This is a genomic window from Paracoccus sp. DMF, from assembly GCF_004407025.1.
Lineage (GTDB): Bacteria > Pseudomonadota > Alphaproteobacteria > Rhodobacterales > Rhodobacteraceae > Paracoccus > Paracoccus aminovorans_B.
Map to the genome: position 1 here is coordinate 1 of NZ_SOKV02000147.1, position 1,049 is coordinate 1,049.

The window sequence follows — 1,049 nt, forward strand, 5'->3', positions numbered from 1 at the left end:
CGAGCGGAACGAGGCGCTGGACTGCCGGGTCTACGCCCGCGCCGCGGCATGGATCCTCGGCGCCGACCGATGGGACGAGGCGACCTGGCGGCGGCTGGAAGCACAGGCGGGTGTGGAAACGCGCCTGCCCACGGCCACCGCAACCGACATCGCCATACAAGACCCGGCCCAGCCCAAGGCCGGAACCCTGACGACGCCGCGCCGGAGACGGCGGGCCTACACCCCGAACTTCATGAGGGACTGATGGACCTGGAACGCATGCAGGCCCTGCTGACCGCGCTGCAGGAAGCCCGCTTCGCCGGGCTGCGCAGCGTCAGCTACGACGGCAAGACCGTGACCTATGGCTCGGATGCCGAACTGGCCGCGGCGATCCGGGACTTGGAGGGGCGCATCGCAGCGGCCAGCGGCACATCTGCCCGCCGCCGTCGCTGGGGCACCGTCGCGACCAAGGGGCTTTGACGATGGTCTTCGACGCCTTCCGCGCGCGGCTCGGGTCCATCATCGGTGGCTTCGACGCCGCGCAGTCCCACCGCCGCATGCGCGGGTTCCGGGCCACCCGGGCGCATGTGAACACGCTGATCGCCGCCTCGGGCGAGACGATCACCGCCCGGGCCCGCTGGCTCGTGCGTAACAACGGCTATGCCGCAAACGCGGTCGATGCCTTTGCGAGCCACGTCGTCGGTGACGGGATCAAGCCCTCGTCGAAGATCGCGGATGCTGCGAAGAAGGAGGAGCTGCAGAAGCTCTGGCTCGCCTGGACGGACGAGGCCGATGCCGAGGGCCTGACCGATTTCTTCGGGCTGCAGCGCCGGGCCGCGCGAGAGGTGTTTCTGGCGGGTGAAGTGTTCCTGCGCATCCGGACGCGGCGGCCAGAGGATGGTCTGACGGTGCCCATGCAGCTGCAAATGCTGCCCTCGGAAATGCTGCCCCAGGACATGACCCGCATCCTGCCCGGCGCGGGATCGATCCGACAGGGCATCGAGTTCGACGGCATCGGGCGGCGCGTCGCCTACCATTTTCTGCGCCGCCACCCGGGCGACATGACCGAT

The 1,049-nt window shown here is 69.5% G+C and carries 3 protein-coding genes; all 3 read left to right on the plus strand.

Features of this window, described 5'->3' with window-relative positions:
- A partial coding sequence (locus tag E3D03_RS20850) for a phage terminase large subunit family protein (RefSeq protein WP_263568532.1) occupies window positions 1–244 on the plus strand: 244 nt, incomplete at its 5' end.
- A complete protein-coding gene (locus E3D03_RS20855; RefSeq protein ID WP_017998472.1) occupies window positions 244–459 on the plus strand; it encodes a phage head-tail joining protein in 216 nt (71 codons plus the stop codon). The genes E3D03_RS20850 and E3D03_RS20855, both read left to right, overlap by 1 nt.
- 2 nt (window positions 460–461) lie before the next feature.
- Window positions 462–1,049: phage portal protein (locus E3D03_RS20860; RefSeq protein WP_263568533.1), on the plus strand; the 588-nt coding region annotated here is incomplete at its 3' end.